The sequence below is a fragment of the Aeromonas sp. MR16 genome, assembly GCF_022549315.1.
Classification (GTDB): domain Bacteria; phylum Pseudomonadota; class Gammaproteobacteria; order Enterobacterales; family Aeromonadaceae; genus Aeromonas; species Aeromonas aquatica.
Map to the genome: position 1 here is coordinate 16,897 of NZ_JAKZFK010000036.1, position 23,517 is coordinate 40,413.

The window sequence follows — 23,517 nt, forward strand, 5'->3', positions numbered from 1 at the left end:
TCAGGCCTCGGCATGTGTCGAGTCGACCTCACCCCAGAGCCGGGCCAGCCTCTCCTGCACGTTCAGGATCTCCTGCTCGGGATCCTGATGATCGGTGTCGATGAACTGATAGCGGGGGTGGGAGACAGGGTTGGCGATGGCCGAGTGACCCAGGGGGGATACGATGGTCAGCAGCGGTATGTCCAGCGCCTGTGCAATGTGACGGGGGCCCGTGTCGTTGCCGACGAACAGCTGGCAATGGGCGAAGAGCCCGACCAATTCCCGCACCGAGCGGGTTTGAACCTGATCGAACACACTGGCTTGCAACGGGGTGGGCAGCAAAGGTTTCAGGCCCCTGTTGTACTCCTCTTCCCCCGGTCCGCAGTAGATCAGGATCTGGGCGTCGTGTTGTTCGATCAGCCATTGCGCCACCTTGGCAAAGCAGCCGATGGGCCAGCGCTTGTAATGCCCCAGCGAGTTGACTCCCATGGCGATCAATGGCCGCGCGAGATCGATGCCCGCTGTCAGCAAGGTGTCACGTCCCCGCCGTTTTTCTTCCTCGCTCAGCCAGAGATAGTAGTTACGATCCTCGTGGGCGGGTTTGAGGGGGGCGAGCAGGGCAAAGCGATCGTCGACCAGGGTGCTGTTACCCTGATGCTGGGTGTCTTTGCGAAACCGTACTATGCGGTTGTGGCCAAGCCGCCAGGGAAAGGAGTCGAATCCTATCCGCAATTTGGCCCCCGACAGCAGGCAGGTCAGCAGACCTATCATCTGGCCCTGGCTGTTGATCACCACGTCATAACGCTCGCGGCGGATCCCCAGCAGCAGCGCCTTCATGTAGCCCCACTCGTTGCGACGCGCCTTCTCGATGACGATTAGCTTGTCGATATTGGGGTTACCCTCCGCCATGCCCGCGCAGTAATCCATGACCAGATAGTGAACTTCCCCGGCGGTATCGTTCTGCTTGAGATTGTTGCAAAGGGCCGTGGAGATCAGTACGTCCCCTATCTGTTTGGTTTGTACTACTAGGTATTTCATGGAGAAGGCCTCAAGTGAGGTCATGGTTGAGCGACAGCACAACAGCATATCGTACTCGACCGTCAGATGCTGCCGCGACGGCGTGAAAATCCGATCAGGCGCACTGCGGCAGCCTCTTTTTTCCGGCCGATGTTTAATTGTTGGTCATGCAGGCCAGGCAGGAACGTGGATCGACAAAGGCACGACCCAGGGGTCGTGCCAGCTATCAAAATGGTGAGGGGCGATCAGCGCACGATCAGGCCGAGCAGTATGCCCATCACGCCGAAGCCGGTGTTGGCAAAGCCAAGATCCCCCAATACCGGCAGCAGGAACGTCGGCAGTAAGGTGATCAGCAGGCCGTTGGCGAAGGCCCCGAGCGGGCACGACGACCACCGGTGGCATTGCCAAACACCCCGGCGGCGGCACCGACGAAGAAGTGCGGCACCACGCCCGGGATGATGAGGGTCAGCCCCAGCAGATAGAGCAGCACCATGCCCACCAGGCCGGCGACGAAGCTCGACAGGAAGCCGATCAGCACCGCATTGGGGCAAAAAGGAAGACGATGGGGCAGTCCAGCGTCGGTTTGGCGTTCGGCACCAGCTTGTCGGAGATCCCATTGAAGACTGGTACTATCATCGGCGATGCCCATGGTGAAGGAGATGGCCGCCGGGGTATCGCGCAGGAATAGCAGGCTCTTGGGTACCTGCACCTCTTTACTGCTGTGAGCCTTGGCGATCCAGCCGGCCAGCGCATGCAGGGCTGGCAGAAGGCGCGGCTGGACAACTACCTCTCCCCCGATGCCATCATCAACACCTCGGAGCGGCCGAGCTTCAGCACCGGCGCTGCCATGCTGGGGGAGATGCTGCTGCACTGGCCCGAACTGGCTGCGCTGATCTGTGTCAACGACGAGCTGGCGGCGGGCGTGCTATTTGAATGCCAGCGCCGCCATCTGAGCGTGTCGGGCAAGCTGGCCGTCGCCGGCTTCGACGATCTGGATGTGGCGCGCGTCTGTTACCCGGCGCTCACCTCGGTCAGGATCCCCTATCACCAGATGGGCCAGGAGGCGGCGGCATTGATCCTGCGTCAGCTGGCGGGTGACGAGGTGGCGGGCATGGCCCTGGCGTTGGATTTTCAACTGCAAAAGCGTCAAAGCACCTGATTAATGACTACAAAAAACCGAGAGGCAAGCATGTTCAAGGCTCTGTTACTGGAAAACCAAGATGGCAAGACTGTCCCGACCCTGACCCGGTTGGCCGAGAGCCAGTTGCCGGAAGGGGACGTGCGGGTGGCGGTGAGCCATAGCTCCATCAACTACAAGGACGGGCTGGCCATCACCGGCAAGGGCCGGATAGTGCGCCAGTGGCCGCTGGTGCCGGGGATCGACTTCGCCGGTACCGTGCTGGAATCCGCCGATGCGCGCTATCAGGTGGGCGATCGGGTGGTGCTGACCGGTTGGGGCGTGGGCGAGGGCCACTGGGGCGGCATGGCCGAGCAGGCGCGGGTCAAAGCCGACTGGCTGGTGCCGCTGCCGACCGGGCTGGATGAGCACCAGGCCATGTGCATCGGCACCGCCGGCCTCACCGCCATGCTCTGCGTGCTGGCGCTGGAGGAGGCGGGCATCACACCCGCGAGCGGCGAGGTGCTGGTGACCGGTGCCGCCGGTGGGGTGGGCTCGACCGCCGTCGCCCTGTTGGCTGCGCTGGGATATAGCGTCGCGGCCCTGACCGGTCGTCCCGAGCAGCAGGGCGAGATGCTGAGGGCGCTCGGCGCCAGTCGCATAGTATCGCGCAGCGAGCTGCTGGAGTCGGCCAAGCCGCTGGAGAAGCAGCTGTGGGCCGGTGCTATCGATACCGTCGGCAGTCAGGTGCTGGCCAAGCTGCTGGCCCAGATGAACTACGGCGGCGCCGTGGCGGCCTGCGGGTTGGCGGGCGGCTTTGATCTGCCGACCAGCGTGATGCCCTTCATCCTGCGCAACGTGCGCCTGCAGGGGGTGGACTCGGTGATGTGCCCGTTGGCACGGCGCCAGCAGGCCTGGGCACGGTTGGCGCGGGATCTGCCCGCCAGCTTCTTCGAACAGGCGGTAACCGAGATAGGACTGGAGCAGGTGGTGGCCACCGCCGAGGCCATTACCCTGGGCCAGGTGGCGGGTCGTACCCTGGTCAAACTCTGAGCAACTCCACTGGCGAGCCCCATTTTTCTGGATAGACTTTGAAGGCCGGTGCACTATCCAAGGAGAATGAGCATGGGTGAACAGACGCCGGATTACGAGCTCGACGATGATTGGGAGCCGGAATCCTGGGAAGATGAGCTGGAGGAGCTGGATGACGAGGGTTGGCAAGACTTTGACTCTCTCGACGATCAGTAAACCCCGGTGAAACGTACGGGCGGGCCCAGGGGCCCGCCCGATTTTTTGTGTATTCAGCGGGATGCGGCTTGGTGGGGGTTGTCGGGCTGGTTAGAATGAACTGCTCAAATGGCGCTGTGAGAGGAGGAACCCTCGCCGCGCCGCAGGACGGATAACCAGCGTCATGGACGCTCAAGGATGAATATGCGCTTACTCGTCATCATGCTGTGTGCCGGCCTGCTCGGGGGTTGTGTCTCCAACTCGGACGATCCCTGCGAGAAGGTATGGGCCGATGTGGGGGAGGGAGACGGCAAGCTGGGCTTCACCGCCGATCGGGTGGAATTCCATCAGACCCAGTGCGGGACCAAGGTGGATGTCGCCATGTGGCAGCAGGGTCGTCAGAAAGGACTGGCCTGGTACTGTCGCCCCGAACACCTCTATCTGGCCGGTCGATCCGGGGAGGAGTACCGTGGCGTCTGCCCCAATGACGTGCAGGCCCGTCGCCTGTTCGAGCAGGGCCGCCAGGGCTGGACCGATCAATAAGAGGGCCGGCCTCCTCAGGAATGACAGAGGCGGGGAGAGAGGACCAGATGGCCTACTCCTCCTTCCCCTTCAGCCGCAGCGGCTGGCACAGATACTGTTTGTCGTTGGCGCTGCGGGCACACTTGCCACACACGAATTTGGGCTTCTTTACTATCTTGCGCAGCGCCTTGAGCTCGAAGGGGATCTCATTACGGCGCCATTCACACAGCGTCTTGTGGCCCATGATGATGACTCCCTCGACAACGAATGGGGTAAATCAGATGAGCCGGGTGCGCTGTCGGCACTGCGCTCATTCCGCTTTACTGGTAGAGATACTTGGTGAAGATGAGCTCGCGTACCGCCTTCTTGCCCGTCTCCTTCACCAGCAGCTCATTGACCCGGTTCTCGCACTCCTTGCGCAACTCTTCCCGGCTCACCAGTGACTTGATCTGATCGCCGGTCTTGCTGCCAATCAGGCGGATGATGGCGTCGCGGATCAAGGGGTCATGCTGCTCTAGCAGCTTGAGATCGGCGGCATTCTCAGCCATCAGTTCTACCGTCACTCGCACATAGCCCAGGGTTTTGCCATCTCCCAGGTAATTGGTGATGATGTCCGGATCCAGCGCATGATAGGCGAATCCCGGCTGGACGGCGGCGGAGGCCGGACCGGCGGCCGCTTCCTCGTTGGCGAAGGCGTGGGTATTCAACAGGGTACAACCCAGGGATAACATCAGCAGAACATTGGCGATCTTCATCTAGATGGCTCGGCAGCGACGGGTGCCCCATTTTTGATGCTGTCATCGGGGCCGTCAAGCACGGATGTTCTTACAATTCTCCATTGATTTACGGATAATAAACCGGATTTTAACCTGACAACGGAAATCTCCGGATGGTGAAGCTGTGAAGTCCGAGTTGACTGTTCCCCTCATCCAGCTCGCGCCCTGGCGGGCTCCCGAGCAGTGCGAGCCCCCAGAGGCGCTGCGTCCCTGGCTGCTGGAAGCCGATTCCATGACTCGTCGGCTGCGTCGCTACAATCGCCAGCTGTCGGTGCAACTGCTGGGCAATCGCCCTGTATCGCTCGGCGCAGACGAGCAGGCGCTGGTGGCGGCCGAGTGCCCTCAGGGCCTGTGCCGCGAAGTGATACTGCACGGGGATGGCGGGCCGGCCATCCTGGGCTGGACCCTGTTTGCCGAGGCGGCATTGCAGGGGGGCGGTTTACATGATCTGGGTGAACAGCCTTTGGGTGAACGTATCTTCTGTCATGAGCCTGCAAAACGAGATCATCTGTTGCTGGCATGTTTCGAAATCCTGGCCAACCCCTGGTGTCCGGCCGCCATCGTCTGGGGACGTCGTTCCCGTCTCTATCTGGGGCAGTGGCCCTTGCTGGTCCACGAACTCTTCCTGCCCTCGCTATCGTCCAACCCGCTGCCATCGAATAAGGAGCCGGAGTGAAATTGTTAACCAAGGAGCGGGGACTGGCCTATGTGCAGTTGGCCCGCATCGACAAGCCCATCGGCACCCTGCTGCTGCTGTGGCCGACCCTGTGGGCACTCTGGCTGGCGGCCGGTGGCCTGCCGGATCCCTGGATCCTGATCGTGTTCGTGGTGGGGGTCTTCCTGATGCGCTCCGCCGGTTGCGTCATCAATGACTATGCGGATCGCAACTTCGATGGTCACGTGAAACGCACCGCCGGACGGCCGCTGCCCATGGGCAAGGTCGCGCCGCGCGAGGTGCTGGTGCTGTTCGCCGTGCTGGCCCTCATCTCGTTCGGCCTGGTGCTGACCCTGAACCCGCTCACCATAGGCCTGTCGTTTGCCGGCCTGTTGCTGGCGGTCTGCTACCCCTTCATGAAGCGCTTCATTCCCATACCGCAGCTGGTGCTGGGGATGGCCTTCTCCTGGTCCATTCCCATGGCCTACGCGGCCCAGGCCAACGCGCTGCCTCCGGTGGCCTGGCTGCTGTTTCTCGCCAACCTGCTGTGGACCATCGCCTACGATACCCAGTACGCCATGGTGGACAGGGACGATGACCTCAAGCTCGGTCTGAAATCGAGCGCCATCCTGTTCGGTCGCCAGGACAAGCGGATCATCGGCGTGCTGCAGCTGGCGACCCTGCTGATCCTGCTGCTGGTGGGCCAGCTGATGGCGCTCGGCTCGGGTTACTACTGGGGCTTGCTGGGGGCGGGGGCGCTGTTCGTCTATCAGCAGCGGCTGATCCGGGAGCGGCAGCGAGAAGCCTGCTTCAAGGCGTTCCTTAACAACAACTACGTGGGGGCGCTGGTGTTGCTGGGGGTGGCGAGTCACTACCTTTGAGTCAGCGCGGCGCCACCGCGTGCTCACCCCGGGGTGAGCAACATTTGTGAAAAAGGCCGCATCTTGATGCGGCCTTTTTATTTCCAGTTATTGCTTGTCAGCCGGCGGCTATGAGGGTTGCCTCGTTACGGCATCAAGTCCGGTTGCCCGCTTCGATGGTGCGCCGGATCTTGGTGCTGAGCAGCGGCACTATGTTGTCGGCCAGCGCCTGGAAGCGGCCCAGATCCGGCTTGCAGCCCGTATCCAGATAGCCTTCGCTGCGCAAGGAGTGGATCAGGGTGCTGAACAGCTTCTGGTCGAAGAACTCGGGGGCGTTGATGCCGTGCAGGGTGCCGAGGCGCTCCGCCATCATCAGGCCATCCGCCTCCAGCTGCTCCGCCTCGATATAGGGCTGGGCCAGCACCCGGGTCAGCACGATGGCGTAGCGTTGCAGCGTTTCCTGAATGCTCTCCGCCAGCAGCAGCAGGCGCATCTGATTGACCGGGTTGACCCAGTAGCCGCTCTCACGCTCCTCGATGAGCTGCTGGCGTTGCAGTTCGGCCAGCAGGGCATCGACCAGCGCCGGCAGTTCGTCCTCCTGGTAGCGCAGGAACAGCTCCGTCTTGAGCAGCGGATAGATGTCGACGCAGCGGGCGACGATCTCGCCGCGGGAGATCCCCTCGCAACGCTCGATCAGGGCTGCCACCAGGGAGGGCAGGGCGAACAGGTGCAGGATGTTGTTGCGGTAGTAGGTCAGCAGGATCGCCTGATAGCGGTCCAGGCTGACTATCTGACCGAGCTTGTCCTCGCTCACCTCGAACTTGTTGAGCTCCATGGCCTGATCCAGCAGGATCTTGGCGTCTTCGTCCGGCAGGGTGCTCTGCGGGCTGTAGGGCACCTGCTTGAGCAGGTCCAGATAGGTGTTGAGTTGAGCCTGCAGCTCGTCCCGGGTCAGGGCATGGCGCTCGGCGGCCAGCAGGGCCAGGGCGCTCAGGGTCAGGCCGTTGACGGCGGCGGCATCGTTGATCCGGGTCATCAAGAGCTCGGCCAGCTGATTGACGGTGGAGGCCATCCACTCCGGGCGCTCTTCCTTGCCTATGCTCTCCTTCCAGTGCGGTACCTGCTCGCCGAGGTAGCTGTTGAGGGTCAGCGGCTCTCCGAAGTTGACGAAGCCACGGCCATAGTTGCGCAACTTGCGCAGGATGCCGAGCACCTGCAGGAAGCTCTCTTTCTCCTTGCGGCTGCCCTTGAGCTCGTTGTGGTAGGTGTTCACCTCCATCACGTGCTCGTAGCCCAGATAGACGGGCACCAGGGTCACCGGCCTGTCCAGCCCGCGCATCATGGCCTGCAGGGTCATCGCCAGCATCCCGGTCTTGGGCGGCAGCAGGCGGCCGGTGCGCGAGCGACCCCCTTCGGTGAAGAACTCCACCGAGTAGCCCTTGGCAAACAGCAGGTTCAGGTATTCACGAAATACGGTGCTGTAGAGCGGGTTGCCCTTGAAGGTGCGGCGGATGAAGAAGGCGCCGCCGTGGCGGAAGATGGGGCCCGCCGGCCAGAAGTTGAGGTTGATGCCGGCCGCTATGTGGGGCGGCACCATGCCCTGGTGATAGATGACGTAGGAGAGCAGCAGGTAGTCCATGTGGCTGCGATGGCAGGGCACGTAGACGATCTCGTGGCCTTCCTGCGCCAGCTGGCGTACCCGCTCTGCGCCATTGACCGACAGGCCGCGGTAGAGCTTGTTCCACAGCCAGCCGAGGAAAGTCTCGCCGAGGCGGATCAGCCGGAAGGAGAAGTTGGAGGCGATCTCGTCCATGTAGCCGTGGGCGCGCTTCTGGGCCTTCTCCAGGCTGATGCCCTCGCGTCTGGCCTCTTCTTCGATGGCCTGCTGGATCACGCTCGAATCCAGCAACTGCTTGAACAGCAGGTTGCGGTTCGGCAGCTTGGGGCCGGTGGCGGCCAGCTGCTGACGGCTGAAGTGGATGCGCGCCACCCGCGCCAGCTTGTGGGCGATGGCCTCGTCGGTGCCGTGCTTGTCCGCCATATGACGCAGGGAGAGCGGCGGGGAGAAGCGCACCAGATTCTCGCGCCCCTTGAGGATAACGATCAGTGCCTTCTTGAGCCGGTTCGGCGCCAGACTGCTGATGATGTTCCAGCCGGAGGCCTCTTCGCCTTCGCGACCCGGGGCGCGGCCCCAGAACAGGGTGACGGGCACGACCTGGATATCCAGCGCCGGATCCTGCTTGTGCAGATCCAGCAGCTGATGAAATTCTTGCAGGAAGGGGAGCGGCTTGGTGCGTTTGCCAAACAGGGGCGGTGGCCGATCCAGGCAGACGTAGCGCGGCAGCAGCTGACCATTCAGCTCAAGGGGCGTGAAGGGGCCGGGCAGACCGAGATCCTCGCAGCACTGCTGCAGGGTCATCAGATCGGTGATCGAGCTGGTCTTCAGGGCATAGACAATGGGTCTGGCCGGGTCCAGATCCAGTTCCGCGATGGGGTTTTCCGGCAGGCTCTTGTGGTTGACCAAGCCGCTGACCGGCCATTGCAGAATGGCTCTGGAAATCTTCTGTCCGATGGACATGGGTGTCTGCTCTCCAAAAAAATGCGGCGTGAGCATAACAAATCACCGCTGGCTTGTCGCCGAGAGGTACGATGAGTGGCGCTACAGATCAAGGATGGGCCATTTTGTGAAAGAAGTGCGACAAGGGCACGACAAATATCAGCAACGCCTTGCCTTGGCCACAGCACTGTATATACTGCCAGTGTGCTGTATAAAAAGACAGGTGCCCATGCTATGAAACCCCTTACTCCCCGCCAGGCTGAAGTGCTGGAGCTTATCAAGGCGAACATGAGCGAGACCGGTATGCCGCCGACTCGTGCCGAGATCGCCCAGAAGCTTGGTTTCAAGTCGGCCAATGCGGCCGAGGAACATCTGAAGGCCCTGGCCAAGAAAGGGGTCATCGAAATCATGCCCGGTACCTCCCGCGGCATCCGTCTGCTGATCGAAGAAGAGGAAGCCGCACCGGAAGAAAGCGGCTTGCCGCTGATCGGCAAGGTGGCCGCCGGTGAGCCTATCCTGGCCCAGGAGCACATCGAGAGCCACTACCAGGTGGATCCCGCCCTGTTCCATCCGCGGGCAGACTTCCTGTTGCGGGTACAGGGAATGAGCATGAAGAACATCGGCATCATGGATGGGGATCTGCTGGCGGTGCACAAGACCCAGGACGTGCACAACGGTCAGGTCGTGGTCGCCCGCCTCGATGAGGATGTCACCGTCAAGCGCTTCCAGCGCAAGGGCAGCCAGGTGTGGCTGCTGCCGGAGAACGAAGAGCTCGCGCCCATCGAGGTGGATCTCGCCAGCCAGCATCTGACTATAGAGGGACTGGCGGTCGGCGTGATCCGCAATGCCGACTGGATGTGAGATGCAGGCATGAGCTCTGATAGACGGCCTCCTTTGGGAGGCCGTTTCGTTTCTGCTGTTTGCCCCGAGCTCTGATACCCACCATTTTCGTCGCCATCCTCTGTCGCAACAGAAAGCAGCAAAGAGAGCGCAACTAAAGAGAGTGCCGCCACACAGCTGGCATTTCGGATATATCCTTTGATGAGGCACGGTACGCCGTTACCGGGCCACGGGATCTGCCATGATCCGGGTTGTTGCCTGAACCGGCCAGCATAAGGTCGCAGGGATGCATCACTGGCACCGCCAACGCGGTGTCGGGTAGAAGGGAGAGTCGTCAGGGGGCTCGCAGTCCATGACCTGGAACGACTCAGTCAGTACGTGACTGTGTTTTGCCTGTCATCCTGGCAGGACACTAGTTGACGTGGCCTGTTGAGCAAGGAGGACAGGTATGGCTTCAAGCTCGCCATGGGATCCGGGTCTGGCCGCAGCGCCCGCATCCTCCATCACCCGGTTCATCAAGGGCAGTCGGATGACGTGGTTTTATGCGCTCTGGGTCTATCACAAGGGGAATGGCTGGACCATCTGGCTGGGGTGTCCCAAGGACAAGATTGTCCACCTGGTTCGTCTGTTTCGCCGCCACCACGACATAGGATTGCCCAATGCACCCTGGGTGGCCCCCGTCGTTCCGCTGCACGCCGTGGCCCGGCGCCCTCAGGCGCAGCACCGGCGGCGACCCTGATCCACTTAGCCAACATTGTGTGTGAGCCCCACCTGATGTGGGGCTTCTGTTTTTTCCCATCTGCGATGAATACTGAGGGCCAGTACCACCCCTTGTTGGGCCTCTTTGTGCCCGATATCCGGACTCCGGGGTAGCCAGAGATAGGAGGGCCCGGGTTACAATGCACCTCCACCGGGCCCGCCCAACGGCTGATTAGACTAGCAAGGCTCTGTTTTATATGATTAAACCACGTTATCCCCTGCTGTTTCTGTTACTGGTCGGCAGCATGATGGTTGCATACAGCTGGAGCCAGCCTTCCCCACCCGAGCAGGCCGACTATTATCCGGTGGGACGGGATATCAATCCTTTCACCCTCACCGACGGCGATGGCAAACCCTTCACCGCAGCCAACCTGGTCGGGCATTGGACCTTCCTGTTCCTCGGCTACACCTATTGCCCGGACATCTGCCCGACCACGCTGGCGGATCTGCGCTCCGTCTATCCGGAACTGCAGCACATAGCGCCTGGCAGTCAGGTGGCCTTCATCTCGGCGGATCCCCAGCGCGATGACAGTGCCCGACTCAAGCAATACACCAGTTTCTTCCAGCCAGAGTTCAAGGCGGCCACCGGCCCTCACAACCAGCTGTTCCCCTTCGTGCGCAACCTTGGTCTCGTCTACTCCATCGTCGATCACGGGAACCAGGATTACCTAGTAGACCACTCGGCCTCGATCGTGCTGATCAGCCCGGAGGGCAAGCTGACGGCCGTGTTCCGCCCCCAGATGGAGCCTGGCCAGGTGCCCCACGTGGCCATGAAAACCCTGGTCTCTGACTTCGCGCGGATAGTGCGGCTGGCCGACCAGTGATGCTCAGGAATGAGACCTGCCCATGCTGATCCCGCACTGGTTGCGCGATCCCCGGCGTCACAGCGCCGTGTTTGTACTTGCCCTGCCGATGGTGTTCTCGAACGTCACCACCCCGTTGCTCGGGCTGGTGGATACCTGGGTGATCGGTCATCTCGGTCAGGCCTGGTTTCTCGGCGGCGTCTCGGTCGGGGCGACCCTCATCAATCTTCTGTTCTGGCTGCTTGGCTTCCTGCGGATGTCCACCACAGGGCTGACCGCACAGGCCTACGGGGCTGGCAGTGCCGAGGGGCAACTGGACACCCTGGCGCGGGCCTTGGGGCTGGCGATCGGCCTGGGAATGGCGCTGTTGCTGCTGGTGTTACCCTTGCTGCCGGCCCTCATTGCGCTGAGCGGCGGCTCCCCCGAGGTGCAGGGCTATGCCGCAGAATATGTGTCGGTGCGGATCTGGAGCGCCCCGGCGGCCCTGTGCAACCTGGTCATCATGGGTTGGCTGCTGGGCATGCAGGACGCCCGCAGCCCCATGTTGCTGCTGATCCTGAGCAACCTGGTCAACATGGTGCTGGATACCTGGTTCGTGCTGGGCCTGGGCTGGCAGGTGAAAGGAGTGGCCGCCGCCTCGCTGCTGGCGGATTACAGTGCGCTGGGGGTCGGGCTCTGGCTGGTGAGCCGCCGGCTGCGCCACCTGTCTGTGTGGCAGGGGGCCTGGCAGCGCTGGTGGCAATGGTCAGCGCTGCGGCGCCTGCTCGGTCTGAACCGGGACATCTTCATCCGCTCTCTTTGTCTGCAGCTCTGTTTTGCCTTCATGACGTTGCAGGGGGCCAGACTGGGGGATGTGGCGGTGGCCGCCAATGCGGTGCTGCTCAACTTCCTGATGCTCATCTCCTACGGGCTGGATGGCTTCGCCTATGCGGTGGAGGCCATGGTGGGGCGCGCCATCGGGCGTCGGGATCGGCAGGGACTGCGTGAGGCGATCGTACTCAACCTGGGCTGGGCCCTGCTGATCGCCCTCGGCTTCACGCTGTCGTTTGCATTGGGGGGGCAGCTGCTCATCACCCATATCACCGACATCCCGGCGGTGATCGCCGAGGCGAGCCGCCAGCTGCCCTGGCTGGTGGCCATGCCGCTGCTGGCGGTCTGGTGTTTCCTGCTGGATGGGGTCTTCATCGGCGCGACCCGTGCCCGGGAGATGCGCAACAGCATGCTGGTGGCAGTGTTTGCCGGTTTCTTCCCGGTCTGGTGGCTGTGCCAGTCGTGGGGCATCTCCGCCCTGTGGGCCGCGATGGCGGCCCTGATGGCGGGGCGTGGCCTGACCCTTGGCTGGCTATGCTGGCAACTGGAGCGGGATGGCCGCCTGCTGGGTCAAGGCCGGGAACCCGCCTGACGGGATCTCATGGTCTGCGCCGCCTCTGAGAGGCGCAGCGCCGACGGAGGCTAGAGGGACCCCTCATAGCCAAACTGGCGCCAGCTCTCATACACGAAGACCGAGACCGCATTGGCCAGATTCATGCTGCGGCTCTGGGGCAACATGGGGATGCGCAGCCGTTGCTCGAATGGCAGGCTCTCGATGATCTCGGCCGGCAAGCCGCGGCTCTCCGGGCCGAACAGCAGGGCATCCCCCAGGGCGAACTGGACCGCCGAGTGGGCGGGGCGACCCTTGGTGGTACAGGCAAACACCCGCCTCGGTGCCACCGCCGCCAGGAAGTCGGCATAGCTCGGCCAGCGCTTCACCTCGGCAAACTCGTGATAGTCGAGCCCGGCCCGCTTCACCCGCTTGTCATCCCACTCAAATCCCAGCGGCTCGATCAGGTGCAACCGGTAGCCGGTGTTGGCGCAGAGGCGAATGATGTTGCCGGTATTGGGCGGAATTTCCGGTTGATAGAGCACTATGTCGAGCATGGCGGGGTCCTGAGGGCGCAATAAGGGCGCCAGCATACCCAGCGCCCACGGGGATGAAAAGGGGGAGCCTCACGAGATGGGCAGGCGGATGGTAATGATGAGCCCGGTCGGCTGATTGCTGCTGGCCTTGATGGTGCCTCCGTGCTGCTGGATCGCCTCGGCGGCGATGGCGAGGCCCAGCCCGGTGCCACCCGTCTTGGCGTTGCGGGCATCATCGACCCGGAAGAACGGCAAGAACAGCTGTGCCTGCTGCTCCACCGGCACACCCGGGCCATCATCCCGGATGGTCATTACCCACATACGCCCTTCCCGATACCAGTCCGCCTGGATGAACTCGCGGGCATACTTGAGGGCGTTGCGCAGCGGATTTTCCAGTGCCCGCGCCAGCAACTCCGGCCGCATCATGAGCGATTCCGTCGGCAGGGCAGGCAGGCGCAGTTGTTTGCCGTTCTGGTTTGCCTCGAACATGGCGTCGTCCAGGATGGGCTCCAGCAGCTCCGCCAGCGGCAGCAGCACGGGGGCCTCCACATGTTGCTGCACCCGGGACAAGTCCAGCAGATCCCCGATCAGCTTGTCGAGTCGCCCGATCTCGGTTTCGATCCGTACCAGCTCACTGCTGTCCCCCTGCTTGCGGCGGATCAAGGCCTGCGCCAGCTGGATGCGGGTGAGGGGGCTGCGCAGCTCGTGGGAGATGTCGGACAGCAGCTGCTTCTGCTTCTGGATCATGTTCTTGAGGGTATCCACCATGTAGCTGACGTGATCTGCCAGCTGGCCAATCTCATCCTGCCTGCCGAGGTTGGGGATCCGGGTCTCCAGCTTGCCCTGCGCCAGTTGCGAGACCGCCTGCTGCAGCTGCAGTATGGGGCGGGTCAGCCGCCAGGCCAGCAGCAGACAGAGCGGGGTGCTGACCAGCATGGCGATGCCCAGGATCTGGATGGGGTGATCCAGGATCTGGATAAACAGGAACAGGTAGGAGTTTTCGACGTTGAGGCCGAAGTAGACGTGATAGGGCTGGCCATGGTGCTGCATCAGGAAGGGGCCGGCGATGGCCCGCTTGTGCTCGCTGCCCAGCATGGGCTTGGCCGGGTTGTCTGAGTCCACCATGAAGCGGATGACAAACTTGTTGGGCTTGGCGGTGAACTGCAGCTGGCCCTTGGCATCGCGCAGATAGACGTTGTCCACCGGCAGCAGACCCGTGGCCTCCATCGCCTGGGACAGGTTGAAGTCCTGGCTCGGATCCGCCCCCCGCTGCAGCGCCTGCAGGTTGTTGTTCATCCGGCTGACCTCGTGCTCGGGGAGCGGGATGGTATTGCGGGGGTCCAGGGTTGGCAGTATGACCACTGCGGCCATCATCAGTAGCAGTATCAACCAGAACCAAAGGAAAATCTGGGTTGAAAGTCCACCGAGTGAACGGTTCATAGTTATGCCTGTTCCAGCCAGAGGTAGCCTCGACCACGCACCGTCTTGAAGCGGGGCTGGCCATCGCTGCGTTCCGGCAGCTTCTTGCGCAGGTTGCTCAGGTGCATGTCGATGGCCCGATCGAAGGGCTCCAGTTTCTTGCCAAGTACTTGTTCAGAAAGCAGATTCTTACTGACGATCTGGCCAGGGCTGCGCAGCAGGCATTCCAGCAGGCCGAATTCGGTGGCGGTGAGGTCCAGCAGTTGGCCATCGCTGCGCGCCTGTTGCAGGCCGGGTTGCAGCACCAGATCCATGAATCTCAGCTCGTCGGTGCCGCCGCGCTGGGGTTGCAGGCTCTGGGTGCGGCGCAGGATGGCGCGTACCCTGGCCAGCAGCTCCCTGTCGTCGAACGGCTTGGCCAGGTAGTCATCGGCGCCGGCCTCCAGCCCGTCCACCCTGTCCTGGCTGTCACCGCGGGCAGTCAGCATCAGCACCGGGGTCTCATGGCGCTTGCGCAGCTTGGCCAGCATGGCGAAGCCGTTGAGCCTGGGCATCATCACATCCAGCAGCACCAGATCGAACGTCTGCTCGGCCAGCCGTTGCAATCCCTCCTCGCCATCCTCGGCGACCGTGACCTCAAAGCCTTCCAGGGTCAGGATCTCGGTCAGCAACTGGGTCAGCTCGAGATCGTCGTCGACCAGGAGTATTCTGTTCATCTGGGGTCACTCCGTTGATTTTGCACGCCAAACTGACGCTCGGGTCAGGGTATAATAGATTTTTACGCGCCAGAGGAAAGCCGGTTTTGAGCCATCAACAATATTCTCGCTGGGTGACCCTGGCCAGCGTGGCGGCGGTCACCACCGCCACCCTTCTTATCGTCGGCAAGCTGATCGCTTGGCTGATGACGGATTCCTCCAGCCTGCTGGCGTCGCTCACCGACTCCTTCATGGATGTGAGCGCCTCCCTCATCAACCTGGTGGCCATCCGCTATGCCCTGGCGCCGGCGGACGAAGAGCATAGATTCGGCCACGGCAAGGCGGAGTCGCTGGCGGGGCTGATACAGTCGGCCTTCATCTCGGGCTCGGCCCTGCTGCTGGTGATGCACGGCATCTCCTCCCTGCTCAACCAGGTGCCCATAGTGCGGCTCGAGGCCGGACTCTGGGTCAGCGGCGGCTCCATCCTGCTGACCCTGCTGCTGGTCAGTTTCCAGGGTTTGGTCATCCGCAAGACCAACAGCGTGGCCATCAAGGCCGATATGCTGCACTACCGTTCCGATCTGCTGCTCAACGCCGGCGTGCTGCTGGCCCTGGTGCTGGCGGGGCAGGGCTGGTACTGGGCAGACGGCCTGTTTGCCATCCTGATCGGCCTGTTCCTGGTGTGGGGGGCCATTCAGATCGGCTACGAATCGGTGCAGGCCCTGCTCGATCGTCAGTTGCCAGCGGAAGAACAAGCGAGAATAATGGCCCTCTGTTGTGCCGTAGAGGGGGTACATGGTGTACATGATCTGCGTACCCGCCAATCCGGGTCCACCCGTTTCGTGCAACTGCATCTGGAGCTTGACGATCAACTTCCCTTGGTCAAGGCCCACCAGATAGCCGACGAGGCTGAACTGGCCGTGCGCCAGTCATTTGAGCGGATGGATGTGATCATTCACATGGACCCCATCTCGGTGCTGACCAAAGAACAACAAAGCCCTCACCCCGAACAACAGTAGGCTGCAACATGGACGATCTGGTTGCCCAAACGTGGCAAAAAATTCAGCAAGAAGCGCAGAGCATGGCGGCCCAGGAGCCCATGCTGGCCAGCTTCTTCCACTCCACCATCCTCAACCACGGGGATCTGCGCTCGGCGCTCAGCTTCCAGCTTGCCAACAAGCTCGACAGCACCACCATGCCGGCCATCGCCCTGCGTGAGGTGATCGAGCTGGCCCTGCGCAGCGAGCCCGAGCTGCTGGACATGGTGGCCGCGGACATCTGCGCCGTGCAGGACCGTGACCCCGCCGTCGACCTCTTCTCCACGCCGCTGCTCTACCTCAAAGGCTTCCACGCCCTGCAGGGTTATCGGGTCGCCAACTGGCTGTGGCGCCAGGGGCGCCGCTCGCTGGCGCTCTATCTGCAAAACCAGATTTCCGTGGTGTTCGGGGTCGATGTGCACCCGGCCGCGCGGATCGGCAAGGGCATCATGTTTGACCATGCCACCGGCATCGTGGTCGGCGAGACGGCGGTGATAGAGGACGACGTCTCCATCCTGCAGAGCGTGACCCTGGGTGGGACCGGCAAGGAGAGTGGTGATCGTCACCCCAAGATCCGGGAAGGGGTCATGATCGGGGCGGGGGCCAAGGTGCTCGGCAACATCGAGGTGGGCGTGGGCGCCAAGATCGGTGCCGGCAGCGTGGTGATCAACCCGGTGCCTCCCCACACCACGGTGGCCGGGGTGCCGGCCAAGATCGTGGGCCGACCGGAGTGTGACAAGCCCTCCTTCGACATGAACCAGAACATCTAGGGGCTCATGGTCAAGCGCTGGTCAGGCTTTCTGATCCTGGGGATGTGGCTGCTCAACCTGCTGCATCTCTATTTCGGATTCTCCCCCTGGCCGGCGGCCATCGCCGCCTGGGCTGCCTCCTTGCTCACCTGGCCCTGGCTGGTGGGCGCCGCACGGCGTCAGGCACTGGCCCTGTACGGCGCGGCAGCGCTGCTGCTCGTCTTCTCCTGGTGGCGCGGCGCCAGCCTCAGCCCCGGCGACTGGCTGCTGCCCAACATCAATATGCTCACCATGTTTGCCGCCGTCAGCACCCTCAACCTCGCCACCTCCGGTCTGCTGACCGGCACCAGCTCCTGGTCGGGCCGCAAGGGGCTGTGGAGCACCATGGCCAGCCTCAACCTGCTCGGCGCCGTCATCAACCTCTCGGTGCTGTTTATCATCGGCGATCGACTGGAGAAAAACGGGACCCTTGAGCGGCGCCAGATCATGGTGCTGAGCCGGATCTTTTGCGTGGCCGCCTTCTGGTCTCCCTTCTTCGTCGCCATGGCGGTGGCGCTGACCTATGCCCCGGGCCTGCAACTTTCCAGCATCTTGCCGTTTGGCCTCATCGGCGCCCTGCTGGCCATGGGGCTGACGGCCTGGCAGGTGGAGCGGCTCGGGGTCGCCGATTTCGAGGGCTATCCGCTGCGCCTGCAGACTCTGGGGCTGCCGGTAACCCTGGCGCTGCTGGTCTTGTTGATCAACCGGCTCTGGCCCGGTCTCAGCATACTGGCTGTGATCGCGCTGGTGGCGCCCTTGCTGGCGCTGCTGTTCATGCCAAGGGTCGGGCGAGGGGCTGCCCTCAAGCGGCAAGTGGTGGAGCGCTTCCCCGCCATCGGGGGTCAGCTGGTGTTGTTCCTCGGGGCAGGCCTGCTGGCGGCGGGCATCAACAGCTCCCTGTCGGTGCTGGAGATGGGGGGCGGCCACGGCCTGCCGCTGTTCAATCACTTCGGCTGGCTGGAGGCCTGCCTGACCCTGCTGCTGATCTTCCTGGTGGCCATCATAGGGGTGCATCCCCTCATCAGTATCTCGGGGGTGGCCCCCTTGTTGTGGCCGCTCTCGCCGGATCCCAGTCTGCTCGGCATGTGTTTCCTGCTGGGCTGGGGGCTGGCCACCGGCACCAGCCCGCTGTCCGGTTCCAACCTGGCGCTGGCGTCACGCTACAACCTGAGCGCCGGCTTGCTGCTGCGCTGGAATCTGCTCTACGGCCTGCTGATGTACGGGGTCGCCTGCCTGTTGATGGGGGCCTTCATCGCCCTGCATGGATGAGGACGACGACGGCTTGAGCCGCCGGTTGGCAGCGTGCTATATATCGCAATTGTGCTGCCACAGGCATCCCGAATCGGTGTTCCTGCTGCCTGCGAGAAAAATAGACGCATATTTAAGCAATACCGGCAGGGAAGGCGCATTTTACGGCGCACCGTCTTGTTTGTGCCGAGCGCATCAGGGTATGCTGGCTTCACGCGCTTGAATCGCCCTCTGTGGGGCATCGCAATTGAACAAACAGGTATGCATATGTCACTAGAAGTCCTTGAGCAACTCGAATCCAAAGTACAATCCGCCGTCGACAACATCTCCCTGCTGAAGATGGAGCTGGACGAGCTGAAAGAGCAGAACAGCAAGCTGCAAGACGAGAACCATCTGCTGCGCAACGAGCACGTTGCCTGGCAAGAGCGTCTGCGCGCCCTGCTGGGCAAGATGGATCAGATGGGTGAAGCCATCTAATTCCGTCTCTGCTGGCAAGAATGAAAACGGGCCACTCCATGAGTGGCCCGTTTGTTTTCCGGCCGTGCCTTACATGGCGAGCAGCTGTTTGACCGTCTTCTCGATGCCGTCGGCCGCTTCCACTATGTTGTTCGCCAGCATATAAGCGGGGGTCGAGATGACTTTACGCTCCTGATCCACCACGAACTCGCTGACCGGGCAGTTGAGATGACTGCCACCCATGGCCTCGATGGCATTGGCGGTGCCCTCGTCAGTGCCTATGGTGGCCAGGGTGCCGGCACCGTAGACGAGGGGGATCATGGCCGGCGCTATGCAGATATAGGCTGCCGGCTTGCGGGCTTTGGCGAAACTCTGGCACGCCTTGAGCACATCCGGCTGGATCCGGCAGTTGGCCCCCTGGACGGCGAAATCGCACAGGTTCTTGGCGGCGCCGAAGCCACCGGGTAGCAGCAGGGCGTCGAAGTCGGCCGCATCCAGCTCGGCCACGTCCCGGATCTGGCCGCGTACGATCCGGGCCGCCTCGACCAGCACGTTGCGGCTCTCTCCCTCGCTCACCTCACCGGTCAGATGGTTGATGACGTGCAGCTGTTGCACGTTCGGAGCGAAGCATTGTACCTGGGCGCCCTGGCGGGCCAGCGCCAGCAGGCTGATGACGGTCTCATGGATCTCGGCGCCGTCAAAGACGCCGCAGCCACTCAAGATCACGGCCACTTTTTTCATGGCGAACTCCTCGTTGTTGAAAATGTGAGCCAGGGTAGATTGTTGTACTTTTGTATGGTTATCGTTCGCCCTCCACTGGTCAAGTCATCCCGCTGTGCTAGGATTGTTTCGTTTTGGATCCTGCCGTATCGCCCCCTTAAAATTTTTTCCACATTGATCGAGATCATGATGGTCGCATCGCGATCGGTTTTAACGATCTCAATTGTTTGTTTTATATGTAATTTTTTAATTCAATCCACAGCTTTGTCACCACGGCTCGCCCATGCCTCCATTTTTGGGCACAGACTTATCCACAGCCTGTGGCCCGGTTGATGGCCTGAGCGGCAAGGTGCCAGCCCCTTGGTGTGCTGCGGGCCCTGTGGCATCCTAGCGACTGTTTATTCTTGGCAGGACGATTTCATGGCCTCTAGCAATCCCCTTATTCTGGTCGACGGCTCTTCATATCTTTACCGCGCCTTCTTCGCCTCCCAGCAGGCCGACCTGCGCACATCGACCGGGCTGCCGAGCGGCGCCGTCCGCGTGATGGCCAACATGATGCGCAGCCTGCGCAAGCAATACCCTGACAGCCACGTGGCCGTGGTGTTCGATGCCAAGGGCAAGACCTTCCGCGACGACATCTATCCCGAATACAAGGCGACCCGCGCCAGCATGCCGGACGATCTGCGCAGCCAGGTCGCTCCCATTCACCAGATGATCAAGGCGATGGGCTTCCCCTTCCTCATGGTGGAAGGGGTCGAGGCGGACGACGTGATCGGCACCCTCGCGCGCCAGGCCACCGAGAAGAAACTGCCGGTGCTCATCAGCACCGGTGACAAGGACATGGCGCAGCTGGTCTCCGACCACGTCACCCTGATCGACACCATGAAGGACGTGACCACGGATCGGGAAGGGGTGATCGAGAAGTTCGGCGTGCCGCCCGAGCTCATCATCGACTACCTGGCCCTGATGGGGGACAAGGTGGACAACATCCCCGGTATGACCGGGGTCGGTGAGAAGACGGCCCTGGCCCTGTTGCAGGGGATCGGCAGCATCGACGAGATCGCCGCCAATCTGGACAAGGTCGCCGCCCTGGGCTTTCGTGGCTCCAAGGCGTTTGCCGACAAGTTCCGCGAGCAGGAGGAGCAGGTTCGTCTTTCCTACCTGTTGGCAACCATCAAGACCGACGTCGAGCTGGAGCAGGAGCTGGAGCAGCTGCAGCTGGGCCCGATTGACAAGGAATCCCTGCTGGAAGTCTACCGTGAGTACGAGCTGCGCAACCTGATCAAGGAGCTGGAGTCCGGCGATGAGGGGACCAGCGCGAGTGCCGGCCAGGATTCTTTCGATGAGGAAACGAGCCCCGCCACCGCCATCGAGACCGACTATCGCTGCATCCTGGAGGAGGCCGAGTTCGACGACTGGCTGGCACAACTGAAAGCCGCGCCGCTGTTTGCCTTCGACACCGAGACCACCAGTCTGGATTACATGGAGGCGCGGGTGGTCGGCGTGTCGTTCGCCATCGAACCGGGCAAGGCGGCCTATGTGCCGTTCGGCCACGACTACCTGGGCGCACCGGCGCAGCTGAGCGAGGCGTTGGTGCTGGGTAAACTCAAGCCACTGCTGGAAGATGCCGCTCACCTCAAGGTCGGCCAGAACCTCAAGTACGATCGCAACGTGCTGCTCAACCACGGCATCGATCTGCAGGGCATCGCCTTCGATACCATGCTCGAATCCTATGTGCTGAACTCCACCGCCAGCCGTCACGACATGGACTCCCTGGCCAGGAGATACCTGAATGTCGAGACCATTTCCTTCGAGGAGATCGCCGGCAAGGGGGCCAAGCAACTCACCTTCAACCAGATCGAACTGGAACAGGCGGCGCCCTATGCGGCGGAAGATGCCGACATTACCCTGCGTCTGCATCAGACCCTGTGGGGGAATCTCAGCAAGCTGCCTGAGCTTGCCAAGGTATTCACCGAGATCGAGCTGCCCCTGCTGCCGGTGCTGGCCAGGATGGAGCTGATGGGCACCACCATAGAGCCCAAGCTGCTGTATCAACAGAGTCAGGAAATAGAAGTACGGCTGGGAGAGCTGGAGCGTCAGGCCCACGAGCTGGCCGGGCAGGAGTTCAATCTCTCCTCACCCAAGCAGCTCGGCGAGATCCTGTTCGTCAAGCTGGGGCTGCCCATCCTCAAGAAGACCCCCAAGGGCGCCGCGTCCACTGCCGAAGAGGTGTTGGCCGAGCTGGCGGAGACCTATGAGCTGCCGCGTCTCTTGATGGAGCACCGTGGCCTCGCCAAGCTCAAGTCCACCTATACCGACAAGCTGCCGCTGATGATCAAGCCCCAGACCGGGCGAGTGCATACCTCCTATCATCAGGCGGTGGCGGCGACCGGCCGACTCTCGTCCACCGATCCCAACTTGCAGAACATCCCGGTGCGCAACGAACAGGGGCGCCGCATTCGGCAGGCCTTCATCCCGAGCGCCGGTTACAAGTTGGTGGCGGCGGATTACTCCCAGATCGAACTGCGCATCATGGCGCACCTATCCGGTGACAAGGGGTTGCTGACCGCCTTCGCCGAGGGCAAGGACATCCACAAGGCGACCGCCGCCGAGGTATTTGGCGTCGCGCTGGATGCGGTCACCACCGACATGCGCCGCAGTGCCAAGGCGATCAACTTCGGCCTCATCTATGGCATGAGCGCCTTCGGCCTCGCCAAGCAGCTGGGGATCGGTCGCGCCGAGGCGCAGAAGTACATGGATCTCTACTTCGAGCGCTACCCGGGCGTGCTGGACTACATGGAGCGCACCCGCCAGCAGGCCGAAGCCCAGGGCTACGTCGAGACCCTGTTCGGCCGCCGCCTTTACCTGCCGGACATCAAGTCCCGCAACGCCGGTCTGCGCAAGGGCGCGGAGCGGGCGGCGATCAACGCCCCCATGCAGGGGACGGCCGCCGATATCATCAAGCGCGCCATGATCGGCGTCGATGGCTGGATCCAGGGCATTACCGACGACTCCATCCATATGCTGATGCAGGTGCACGATGAACTGGTGTTCGAGATCCGGGAGGAGAAGCTGGAAGAGTACGTCGCCATCATCAAGGAGAAGATGTCGGCAGCCGCCGAGCTGCACGTGCCGCTGGAGGTGGAAGCCGGAGTCGGTGACAACTGGGATCAGGCCCACTGATCCTTCTATTGGTATCCGTTAGCTATATAAGAAGAGAAGCCCGGCATCATGCCGGGCTTCTTGTATCTGGTAGCGCTCAGCGCTTCAGGCTTCTTGCAGATATTCGTCTTTGAGCAGCACATAGTTGTCGGCGGAGATCTTGAGGAAGGCGATCTCGGCCGGCTTGAGTGCTCTGGCCTGCTTGGCTGGATTGCCCATATATAAGAAGCCGGACTCGAGCCGCTTGCCCGGTGGCACCAGGCTGCCGGCACCTATCATCACATCGTCCTCTACTATCACCCCGTCCAGCAGGATGGCCCCCATGCCGACCAGCACTCTATCGCCTATGGTGCAGCCGTGCAGCATGGCCTTGTGGCCTACGGTGACATCCTCGCCGATCAACAGCGGATGACCGCCGGGATTTCCAGCACTCCTGCGGCTGAGGTGCAGCACTGTGCCGTCTTGCACGTTGCTGCGGGCGCCGATGCGAATGTGGTTCACGTCGCCCCGTGCCGCCACCATGGGCCAGATACTGGCATCATCGCCGAGCTCGATATCCCCCACCAGGGTGGCGCAAGGGTCTACATAGACGCGTTTGCCCAGTTGCGGGCGTTTTCCTTTGTAGGGTCTCAGTCTCAGGTCCATCTCGGCCTCCTTGTTTTCGGCCATTCTAGCAATTCAGGTCCTTTCTGTGGATAAGTTTGTACAAAAGCTGTGGTTGGATATGAATAACTAATAAAGTGCCGATTTTTACAGTTTTATTGCAGTAACCCCCTTGCCAGCGTGATCAATCTCTCTATAATGCGCCACATCGACAGGGCAAGCGGCAACGCAAACAAGCCGGTCGGTGCCTCGATAAAGCCTCTGAAAATAAGGCTTGACTCGAGAAGGCGGTTGAGTAGAATGCCACTCCCGCAGCAGCCAAAAGCTGCGTCGCTCTTTAACAATTTGAATCAAGCAATCTGTGTGGGCACTCACAGCATC

24 protein-coding genes and 2 pseudogenes are annotated in these 23,517 nt (G+C 62.0%); 15 read left to right on the forward strand and 11 right to left on the reverse strand.

Annotation, left to right across the window (positions count from 1 at the left end; genetic code table 11):
• Both MM194_RS19120 and MM194_RS19125 read right to left on the reverse strand, forming a co-directional pair.
• A complete protein-coding gene (locus MM194_RS19120) occupies positions 1–1,017 on the reverse strand; it encodes a glycosyltransferase family 9 protein (RefSeq protein WP_241344517.1) in 1,017 nt (338 codons plus the stop codon).
• A gap of 224 nt (positions 1,018–1,241) precedes the next feature.
• Positions 1,242–1,726 (reverse strand): annotated as a pseudogene (locus tag MM194_RS19125) (PTS transporter subunit IIC); the annotation flags it as partial.
• 15 nt (positions 1,727–1,741) lie between these two features.
• Here MM194_RS19125 and MM194_RS19130 point away from each other — a divergent pair.
• The 4 genes and pseudogenes from MM194_RS19130 to MM194_RS19140 form a co-directional block, all read left to right on the forward strand.
• Positions 1,742–2,155 (forward strand): annotated as a pseudogene (locus MM194_RS19130) (substrate-binding domain-containing protein); the annotation flags it as partial.
• Between the two features lie 30 nt (positions 2,156–2,185).
• Positions 2,186–3,166 (forward strand): MDR family oxidoreductase, encoded by a 981-nt coding sequence (locus MM194_RS19135; RefSeq protein WP_241344519.1) that lies wholly within the window; start codon positions 2,186–2,188, stop codon positions 3,164–3,166.
• A gap of 72 nt (positions 3,167–3,238) precedes the next feature.
• Positions 3,239–3,361, forward strand: a complete 123-nt coding sequence (locus MM194_RS21980; protein WP_269429039.1) for a hypothetical protein — start codon at positions 3,239–3,241, stop codon at positions 3,359–3,361.
• Between the two features lie 183 nt (positions 3,362–3,544).
• Entirely contained in the window at positions 3,545–3,883 is a 339-nt protein-coding gene (locus MM194_RS19140; protein ID WP_033131329.1) for a DUF2799 domain-containing protein, read from the forward strand.
• Between the two features lie 52 nt (positions 3,884–3,935).
• Here MM194_RS19140 and MM194_RS19145 read toward each other — a convergent pair whose 3' ends face one another.
• Both MM194_RS19145 and MM194_RS19150 read right to left on the reverse strand, forming a co-directional pair.
• Positions 3,936–4,106, reverse strand: a complete 171-nt coding sequence (locus MM194_RS19145) for a hypothetical protein (RefSeq protein WP_152599285.1) — start codon at positions 4,104–4,106, stop codon at positions 3,936–3,938.
• A 76-nt stretch (positions 4,107–4,182) separates the two neighbouring features.
• Entirely contained in the window at positions 4,183–4,617 is a 435-nt protein-coding gene (locus MM194_RS19150) for a flagellar basal body-associated protein FliL (RefSeq protein WP_241344520.1), read from the reverse strand.
• Positions 4,618–4,762: 145 nt separating this feature from the next.
• Here MM194_RS19150 and MM194_RS19155 point away from each other — a divergent pair, with 145 nt between their 5' ends.
• Both MM194_RS19155 and ubiA read left to right on the forward strand, forming a co-directional pair.
• Entirely contained in the window at positions 4,763–5,314 is a 552-nt protein-coding gene (locus MM194_RS19155; RefSeq protein WP_241344522.1) for a chorismate lyase, read from the forward strand.
• Positions 5,311–6,174 carry a 4-hydroxybenzoate octaprenyltransferase gene (ubiA, locus tag MM194_RS19160; protein ID WP_241344523.1) on the forward strand — a complete coding sequence of 288 codons (864 nt, stop codon included), beginning with the start codon at positions 5,311–5,313 and terminating at the stop codon, positions 6,172–6,174. The genes MM194_RS19155 and ubiA overlap by 4 nt, the downstream gene beginning before the upstream one ends.
• Before the next feature lie 133 nt (positions 6,175–6,307).
• Here ubiA and plsB read toward each other — a convergent pair whose 3' ends face one another.
• On the reverse strand, positions 6,308–8,731 hold the full coding sequence (gene plsB, locus MM194_RS19165) for a glycerol-3-phosphate 1-O-acyltransferase PlsB (protein WP_241344524.1): 2,424 nt from the start codon (positions 8,729–8,731) through the stop codon (positions 6,308–6,310).
• Between the two features lie 213 nt (positions 8,732–8,944).
• On the opposite strand from plsB, the gene lexA reads away from it, so the two are divergent.
• The 4 genes from lexA to dinF all read left to right on the forward strand — a co-directional run bounded on the left by lexA (position 8,945) and on the right by dinF (position 12,514).
• Positions 8,945–9,571, forward strand: coding sequence for a transcriptional repressor LexA (gene lexA, locus MM194_RS19170; RefSeq protein ID WP_241344525.1), 627 nt, complete (start codon positions 8,945–8,947; stop codon positions 9,569–9,571).
• Positions 9,572–9,998: 427 nt separating this feature from the next.
• Positions 9,999–10,289 carry a hypothetical protein gene (locus tag MM194_RS19175; RefSeq protein WP_033132368.1) on the forward strand — a complete coding sequence of 97 codons (291 nt, stop codon included), beginning with the start codon at positions 9,999–10,001 and terminating at the stop codon, positions 10,287–10,289.
• 217 nt (positions 10,290–10,506) lie between these two features.
• Positions 10,507–11,133 (forward strand): SCO family protein, encoded by a 627-nt coding sequence (locus MM194_RS19180; RefSeq protein ID WP_241344526.1) that lies wholly within the window; start codon positions 10,507–10,509, stop codon positions 11,131–11,133.
• Between the two features lie 22 nt (positions 11,134–11,155).
• The gene (gene dinF / locus MM194_RS19185; RefSeq protein ID WP_241344527.1) at positions 11,156–12,514 is read left to right on the forward strand and encodes an MATE family efflux transporter DinF; all 1,359 of its coding nucleotides are present in this window, start codon (positions 11,156–11,158) and stop codon (positions 12,512–12,514) included.
• A gap of 50 nt (positions 12,515–12,564) precedes the next feature.
• On the opposite strand, the gene trmL is transcribed toward dinF, so the two are convergent.
• From trmL to MM194_RS19200, 3 genes are all read right to left on the reverse strand, one after another.
• Positions 12,565–13,029 (reverse strand): tRNA (uridine(34)/cytosine(34)/5-carboxymethylaminomethyluridine(34)-2'-O)-methyltransferase TrmL, encoded by a 465-nt coding sequence (gene trmL, locus MM194_RS19190; RefSeq protein WP_241344528.1) that lies wholly within the window; start codon positions 13,027–13,029, stop codon positions 12,565–12,567.
• Positions 13,030–13,098: 69 nt separating this feature from the next.
• Positions 13,099–14,448 carry an ATP-binding protein gene (locus MM194_RS19195; RefSeq protein ID WP_241344529.1) on the reverse strand — a complete coding sequence of 450 codons (1,350 nt, stop codon included), beginning with the start codon at positions 14,446–14,448 and terminating at the stop codon, positions 13,099–13,101.
• A gap of 2 nt (positions 14,449–14,450) precedes the next feature.
• On the reverse strand, positions 14,451–15,143 hold the full coding sequence (locus tag MM194_RS19200; RefSeq protein ID WP_033132373.1) for a response regulator: 693 nt from the start codon (positions 15,141–15,143) through the stop codon (positions 14,451–14,453).
• A gap of 86 nt (positions 15,144–15,229) precedes the next feature.
• Here MM194_RS19200 and MM194_RS19205 point away from each other — a divergent pair, with 86 nt between their 5' ends.
• The 4 genes from MM194_RS19205 (at position 15,230) to MM194_RS19220 (ending at position 18,672) form a co-directional block, all read left to right on the forward strand.
• A complete protein-coding gene (locus MM194_RS19205) occupies positions 15,230–16,141 on the forward strand; it encodes a cation diffusion facilitator family transporter (RefSeq protein ID WP_241344530.1) in 912 nt (303 codons plus the stop codon).
• A gap of 8 nt (positions 16,142–16,149) precedes the next feature.
• The gene (gene cysE, locus MM194_RS19210) at positions 16,150–16,929 is read left to right on the forward strand and encodes a serine O-acetyltransferase (protein WP_033132375.1); all 780 of its coding nucleotides are present in this window, start codon (positions 16,150–16,152) and stop codon (positions 16,927–16,929) included.
• Positions 16,930–16,935: 6 nt separating this feature from the next.
• A complete protein-coding gene (locus MM194_RS19215; protein ID WP_241344532.1) occupies positions 16,936–18,216 on the forward strand; it encodes a hypothetical protein in 1,281 nt (426 codons plus the stop codon).
• A gap of 246 nt (positions 18,217–18,462) precedes the next feature.
• Complete coding sequence (locus MM194_RS19220; RefSeq protein WP_033132377.1) at positions 18,463–18,672, forward strand: cell division protein ZapB; 210 nt, start codon at positions 18,463–18,465, stop codon at positions 18,670–18,672.
• Positions 18,673–18,741: 69 nt separating this feature from the next.
• On the opposite strand, the gene elbB is transcribed toward MM194_RS19220, so the two are convergent.
• Positions 18,742–19,392, reverse strand: a complete 651-nt coding sequence (gene elbB, locus MM194_RS19225) for an isoprenoid biosynthesis glyoxalase ElbB (protein ID WP_241344534.1) — start codon at positions 19,390–19,392, stop codon at positions 18,742–18,744.
• Positions 19,393–19,791: 399 nt separating this feature from the next.
• On the opposite strand from elbB, the gene polA reads away from it, so the two are divergent.
• On the forward strand, positions 19,792–22,554 hold the full coding sequence (gene polA / locus MM194_RS19230; protein ID WP_241344536.1) for a DNA polymerase I: 2,763 nt from the start codon (positions 19,792–19,794) through the stop codon (positions 22,552–22,554).
• 84 nt (positions 22,555–22,638) lie between these two features.
• Here polA and MM194_RS19235 read toward each other — a convergent pair whose 3' ends face one another.
• Positions 22,639–23,178, reverse strand: coding sequence for a gamma carbonic anhydrase family protein (locus MM194_RS19235; RefSeq protein WP_241344537.1), 540 nt, complete (start codon positions 23,176–23,178; stop codon positions 22,639–22,641).
• 105 nt (positions 23,179–23,283) lie between these two features.
• Positions 23,284–23,517, reverse strand: a 234-nt coding sequence (locus tag MM194_RS19240; protein WP_241344539.1) for a hypothetical protein, incomplete at its 5' end; no start/stop codon positions are given.